This is a genomic window from Bdellovibrionales bacterium (assembly GCA_019750295.1).
Classification (GTDB): Bacteria; Bdellovibrionota; Bdellovibrionia; order Bdellovibrionales; family JAGQZY01; genus JAIEOS01.
This window is the reverse complement of record JAIEOS010000064.1, coordinates 1-6,624: the sequence shown is the minus strand read 5'-3', so window position 1 is coordinate 6,624 and position 6,624 is coordinate 1. Positions and strand designations below refer to the sequence as shown.

General features: G+C 47.9%; 5 protein-coding genes. 3 read left to right on the top strand and 2 right to left on the bottom strand.

Features of this window, described 5'->3' with window-relative positions; translation table 11 throughout:
• Nucleotides 1-137: 137 nt before the first annotated feature.
• Nucleotides 138-986, top strand: a complete 849-nt coding sequence (locus tag K2Q26_11455) for a glycosyltransferase family 2 protein (GenBank protein ID MBY0316130.1) — start codon at nt 138-140, stop codon at nt 984-986.
• On the opposite strand, the gene K2Q26_11450 is transcribed toward K2Q26_11455, so the two are convergent.
• Nucleotides 881-1,987, bottom strand: a complete 1,107-nt coding sequence (locus K2Q26_11450) for a glycosyltransferase (GenBank protein MBY0316129.1) — start codon at nt 1,985-1,987, stop codon at nt 881-883. The genes K2Q26_11455 and K2Q26_11450 overlap by 106 nt on opposite strands.
• Before the next feature lie 39 nt (nt 1,988-2,026).
• Between K2Q26_11450 and K2Q26_11445 the strand changes: the two genes are divergently transcribed.
• Nucleotides 2,027-3,751 (top strand): hypothetical protein, encoded by a 1,725-nt coding sequence (locus K2Q26_11445; GenBank protein MBY0316128.1) that lies wholly within the window; start codon nt 2,027-2,029, stop codon nt 3,749-3,751.
• A 113-nt stretch (nt 3,752-3,864) separates the two neighbouring features.
• The gene (locus K2Q26_11440) at nt 3,865-5,916 is read left to right on the top strand and encodes a hypothetical protein (GenBank protein ID MBY0316127.1); all 2,052 of its coding nucleotides are present in this window, start codon (nt 3,865-3,867) and stop codon (nt 5,914-5,916) included.
• On the opposite strand, the gene K2Q26_11435 is transcribed toward K2Q26_11440, so the two are convergent.
• The coding region (locus tag K2Q26_11435) for a polysaccharide biosynthesis C-terminal domain-containing protein (GenBank protein MBY0316126.1) at nt 5,917-6,624 on the bottom strand (708 nt) is incomplete at its 5' end.

The following is a 6,624-nucleotide window of genomic DNA, read 5'->3' as shown; positions in this document are numbered from 1 at the left end:
GTTCGTGGATTTTTAAAAGAACTCACTCGATTCCCGCCAGAATGGCAGGCCTTGCCGACTCGCCAACGGCTTTCTAAGAAAGTTATTTTCTTTTTAAGAAAATGGGCATGGCTCGGTAAAAAGGTGGTCGGTTTCTAATGAAGATTTCTATTGTCGTCCCGAGTCTCGGCAAAAAAGACGAACTCACCCGCTTATTCTATAGCCTCCGATCCCAAACGATCGCATCACCCGTAGAAGTCGTGATCGGCTTGACGGGAGATCCAGAGCTTCTCGAAAACAGTTTGCCGAAACTGCCCTCACAGTTCTCCACGCTTTGGATCCTATCCCCGGTCCGAGGGATTAGCCAGGCTCGAAATCGAGCCCTCGCCCATGCCACTGGCGACGTTATTTTATTTATGGATGAAGACTGTTCCTTGAAGAACTCGGAAGACCTCAAGACGGTTTTAAATCTGAGCATCAACAATCCTGAAGTTGTCTTCTCGGGTCGATATCTTAACTCTCCGTCGACACTTCTAGCGTCTCAGTTTTACAACTACATGTGCAACATGTGGCTCTATCGCCATCTCCACCGCATTACTCTCGGAGGCTGTTTTTTCTACTACGCTCCGACGTTCTCGAAAATCGCCCTTCGCTTTCCGGAAGACCTTCCCGTCAGTGGAGAGGAGTATCATTTTTGTGTGAGCATTTTAAACCAGGGAAAGTCGATCCAACAGATCGACTGGGGCGTGGTTCATGACCCTCAATATGGATGGTGGGATATTCTAAAAAAATCATGGTCCCAAGGAAAAACACTTTCCGCAAGTCCTTCCCGTTCAGCTTCGCCCCTCTTTTGGAAAAAGGTGGTGAGCGAGCCTGCCTTTGTGGCACCCCTCGCCCTCTATTACACCATAACCCGACTGTCGTTTTTTTGGGAAACTTTTGTCAGATCGCTGGAAGGTCTCAAGTTTAAAGCGTCGTCGTGGATAGCCACCCATCGTTCACGCTGAGGGGAATCCACGGGCTTTTCCCAACGATCTTTAAACCCCTGAAGGCTTCCGAGAATAATTCCTAAACTATAAAAAAGATGAGTAAGTACCGTCCAATGAGTTTGTCTGACCGAATCTCTAAACCCTAATTTCTCATTTTCCGTCGAGGCAAATTTAAACATCAACCAAAGACTTGTTCCGTACAGGAAAAAAGGAACCCCATAGAGCTGGGGAAATGTGAGGATCACTAGAAAAATGAAAATCGCAAAAACCCAAGGGAAAAGAACGCTGGTAGAAAAGTAATCGCCATGGTGATAACTCACTCGGCCTCGACCCTTACCATAGGACAAGGCTTTCTTTTCCCACTGACGAAGATGGCGCGGAAGCCGATGTTCGACCGAGAGAGCCGGAACCATCATTAATTTATAACCGCGCTCGCGCAACTTATAGCTCAAATCTAAATCTTCACCCACGAACTGAAATCGTTCCGAAAAACTACCGGCCTCGATCAAGGCTCGACGACGGTAAATCACGTTGGCCGTGGCGATATGTTGAACTTGCTGCGGGCGCAAATACATTCGCACTTGAGGCGAATTTAAAGAGCCCATAAAGTGCGCAAAAATTCGGCGATAGAGTCCTGACTGTTCTCCGGCAGGACGCAACGGTCCGCCGATGGCAGCGACCTTCTCATCTTCGTTTTGCATCTGCATAAGAAGCTCTTCACACCACGTTTCGGGGATTAAAGTATCGGCATCGATAAAGCCCACCCAGGGAGTGAGAGCCAAAGACACCACATCGGCGCGCGCCTCTCCTAAATGATTTAAAGAGCGAGAATAAATATCAAATTGAAGACGTCGACGAAGTTCGCGAAGTTTTTGTAATGTCGAATCTGTGGAGGAATTGTCGATAACGATAATTCGGCATTGGCGACCCAACTGGTGATTAATCCGGGAGATATTTTTTTCCACCAGAGGAATATTTTTTTCTTCGTTGTAAACCACGATTCCGATGGTTAAAATCATAAAAGGTACTCTAGGCCTTATCTTAGAACCCAGGTAGGTATGACGCGTAATCTCGCTCTTGAACGATGTATTCACTCTTCGTGGATTTTCTTTGGCCTCGCCTTAGGACTTTTTTTCATTTTGCTCTCACAAATCTCTTATGTGTCCGATTCGGAAGTTTGGCTCCTGACTCTCTCGCAAAAGACCTTTTCGCCGGAGGGGCTCGTTTCGATCTACTACAAATGGCCTTTTCACGTGGTGACTTATCTGTTCACCCACTGGGCGGCCACAGAATGGCACACGTACTTATGGGCGCGACTGCTGATGTCGGCGATGGCGATCATCGGAGTGATCTTTACCGCAAAAACCACCGCGTTGGTTTTTAAATCGCCCCAATTTTTTTGGCCGTCCTTCTGTCTTATTTTAAGCACTTCCATTTTTTTCCATCAGGGCTTTCGCATTCGCGCCGACGTGATGGCTTTCGCCCTTCAAGCCTTCACACTTTATTACTGTTTAAAGTTGCCCCAGAAAAACATCACTTACAGATCTATGCTCGTGGTCACCGTCCTCAATATCTTGATTTTTTGCACGACTCCAAAATTTATATTATTTTTGATCTCCCAAGGGATCGCTCTTTTGTTTTTATCACTCAAACTTAAAAACTATCGTTACTTTTTACTCGTGCTGGTCTCCCACTGTTTACCTCTCACATTATTTTCGTTGATCGTACTGATTTCACCCCTTGTCCCTTCCCTCGAATTTATTTTAAGAAGTGTGACTTCGGCGATCGATTTCTACGCAAAAACGTTCGACCCCACCTACGGAAACCCCTCGGCCTTTTCGCCAAGCGCGTTCTACTATGTGATTGGTTTTGTCAAAAGTAACATCGTTCTTAGTTTAATGATTTACTTTTGGATGATGGTCGCGATCGTGCAAGTTTTCACTCGGTTCCGACAAAACTCAGAAAAAGAACTGCTGTTGCCTTTTCATACCTACAATTTAATTCTTGTGACCGCGATGCTTTTGCACAACCATAAACTCCCTTTCTTTGTCGCATTCTGTTTGGCGCCGTCGTTGGCTTTGAGTTTTTGTTTTTTTTATGACTTTCTTGAGAAGAGAATCCGCAAGTGGACTCCGCTCCTGAGCGGCGGGATTATCGCCCTTCTCACCGTCAACAGCATTCAGATCTACAGGCTTTCCACCAGTGACGACTCTAATCAACCACAAAGTAAGGTGGTCGACGAGATCGAAGCTTACCGAAAGAAAAATCCCCAAGTCAAAATCTATGACATCGTCGGAACCACGCCAAGACTCAATACGATTTTCAACTTTGTAGGACCCAGTGAAATTGCAAGAAAGCAATTGATCCTCGAAAAAATGACAGCCGATTCACCCGATATTATTTTGTACGTCTATAAATTTAAAATGCTCGAACCTCAGATCACAGAGTATTTGAGCAAAAATGCAATCCAAACGAGCCCAGGAGTTTGGCTCCGAGGACAATTTTATACCAACTCCTCCCATCGAATTTATTTTTCCCGTCGAGAAGTCATTGATGGCAAACACTATTGGATTATTCCTAAAATGGAAGGCCATTTCTTTAACTCCTACGGCACGAGCGCGCTCAACGTTAAGCGCTTAGACAAAAATTTGAAAGTGACCGAGGGTCCCTTCGAGTTTGTGGCCGTGCCCGGGGAAGAAACTGGATTTTTTGTTTCCGCAGTTCCTCCTCTCATTTTATCTTTCCCACCCTTACAAGTGTTTCGTTTCGATCGCGTGATCTGACCTACGACTAGCTCAGATCTGATTATTCCATAGTTTCTTCTCAGGGCTGTCTCCTTTTGATAAAGTTGGGAGTAAAGCCGCAGAATTTTCTTAAATATACCGATAAGATAACGATGTTCCGATACCGCAGAAATCGACATTTTATAAACAATGCCGGACTCTCGCTTCCCGAAGTGATGATCGCCGCTGGATTTCTCGCGATCACTGTGACTGCGGTCATGACTCTCACCTCGTCGTCGGAACGCTCCGTGAACTCCGCCACCATTCAGGGATCTAGTGCGTGCCTCGCGGAAGCTCATCGCATCCTCAGCAATGTGCGCGAGCGCGGAATCGTCAGAAGCTTCGTCGATATTCGTGCCGCTGCGGGGACCGGAGCACCGTATTTCGGAATGACTCCGGGGGCTCCGCTCACGCCAATTCCCAGCGTCGTGGGCACGGGTCTTCCTGGTCAAGCGGAAGTGGGATTAAGTATACCGGCGCGCTGGGTTGGTACTCCCATATACTCCGACATCACCACGTTTGATAACAATGGATCCATCTACCCACACCGATTAATCATGGGAACCATGTCGATGCTCGATGCGTTGGTGAATCGCGATCAAGCGATCTGCGACAATGCTCGGGGACTCGGACCGGTGTTGGCCGATTTTATTCCCCCTCGCAATGCGGCTCAGGACATGGTCGCCGGAATTCAAAACGCGCAAGGATTTTTAAAAGTTCAACCGTTTGATATCCGTAACGGAGCCACCCTCGGCTGCGCTCCTCCGACTCGCCCCCGTCACACACGACCACAAAACCGGAACAATAATCTCGAAGCCAGTTTACAAGCAGGAACATTACGCCCTCAGGGCTTATCGACATCTCAATATCCCGAGAACGGTACCGGAGTTTTTAGTTTAAGTCGAAACACGGATATGGACGAAGCCAACAAGGGTTGGCTCGTCACGGCTTCCGTGACGTACACGGACCGTGCAGGACGAAGTCGCGAATGTCGCGCGCAAGAACGTTTTCAATATCAACCACTACCTGTCAGTCCTTTAACCTTAGCGGTCATCTCGCCCACCGGCCCAACCGCTGAAGATCTAAATGCGACGATCAACACAACAAATTTGGGTAATCCTCCCGCATACAATGATGACTACAACGGAGGCTCTCGCCCACTTTATAAAAGCTGCAGTTCGGGAGATGGCCCTGCCGATCGTACCGTTCGGGCGCGTGTGACAGGGATCCGACGGGGCAGTATATTGATGTGCAGAAACATCTCCAAGGAGCGAGTTCGTGGACATCCGAATCACAACGTACTGGTCTGGGGTGCTTTCGTACAACCGAGATTGACGGGCACTCCTGGAAATGAAGTTTTATATCAGCCTGACTTTCCAGAACGACAGACTTTTCATTCCACTGAACTTTTAAAAATGAATTATTTTAGAAACGCCGATACCGGTTTTGCTCCTCGACCTGAGATCGGAGATATGCTTGTCATGGGACTCCATTATCCCGGCGGAATTATCCATTGCACACCAGGACATTCCTGCGCCGGTTTACCCGTATTTGATATCGGTACGCTTCACAAGATCAATTATACTGCAAACACGCACCTCACCGACGCCGCTGCATTCAACGATAGCACTGATGGAAATTATTTTTACTTCCGAGAGCAAGAAAATCTTGGGCTTAACACAACCAACATGGACTACGCCTGGAAGCCTTGTGAGCGCTTGACGAATGTGTGCGGTCGCCCCCTAGATCCCTCATCTGGATATACTTCTTCATCTGCCGATTCCCCTAAAGATCAGTTGGATCTGATTTGGACCGATCTCCCCAGAGGCTGTGATTTGCGCATTCAAGTGGCCGAAGTCGACGCAAGCTACAATGTCCAAGGCACAGAACTCCGTGAGTATATTCAGGAGCGCGTTCCTGGGGATTGGCTTTGTCGTACGGGTGAGTATGGAACCGGGCAAGAGGCAGGAGTTCCGCTCTCTTTTCAAGGGGCCTACCACAGTGGCGACATCAATTGGTTTTTCAGATGTGGAGGACCTCGTCCCGCTGGTTACGAGAACTGCGCAACGGCGAGTGGACCTTACGTCCCCTGCTGCTTACCTTTTCCCACGTATTTACCACAGTACAAGTCGCATTACCCGCCGAACGAACCACCGAATCCTTAGTTACTTCTTTTTGAATCGTCGTCGAATTTTCGCGAGCACCACCTGCGACTCTTCGACTTTAAAGACTGCGCACATTAAAAAATATCCCACGCCACTCAGGCTGACGGCCACCCCTACATAAAGAAGGAGAAGCGGAAAAGTCGATGTCTCTAAAACTTGATTCAGTCCCCAACAGATCAGCACAATCGAAAGCGTGGCCATGGTGCACTTGAGCGTTGTCACCAGCAGTTGAGAAAGACCAAAGCCTCCGTGCTTCCAGTAGAACATCGTAAATAAAAACAGCGCGTTCACAAACGACGCAATCGAGGTGGATCCGACCAGGCCATAAATTTCCCAGCGAGCCATCATGTACGGCGCTAAGCACACATGCAGGATGAGTCCCAAGAGCGCGGCCACCGCCGGAGTGATGGTATCTTTGAATGCGTAAAACGACTGTCCCATCACTCTCGATAAAGAGGCTCCGATCAAAGTGGCCGAATAGATCTGAACGACTCCCGTCACCACTAAAGTTTGATCATGGGTGAACGTTCCTCGTTCGAACATCAGCTGCACCAACGGCTCTGCGATCATAAATAAACCGACACTGGCCGGTAAACACATGAGCATTAAAATTTTTAGATTTGTGAGAATTTCGGACTTAAATCCCAAAACATCCCCGCGACTTAATCTTTCAGACAGCGTCGGCAAAAGCACCGTTCCTAAACTGAC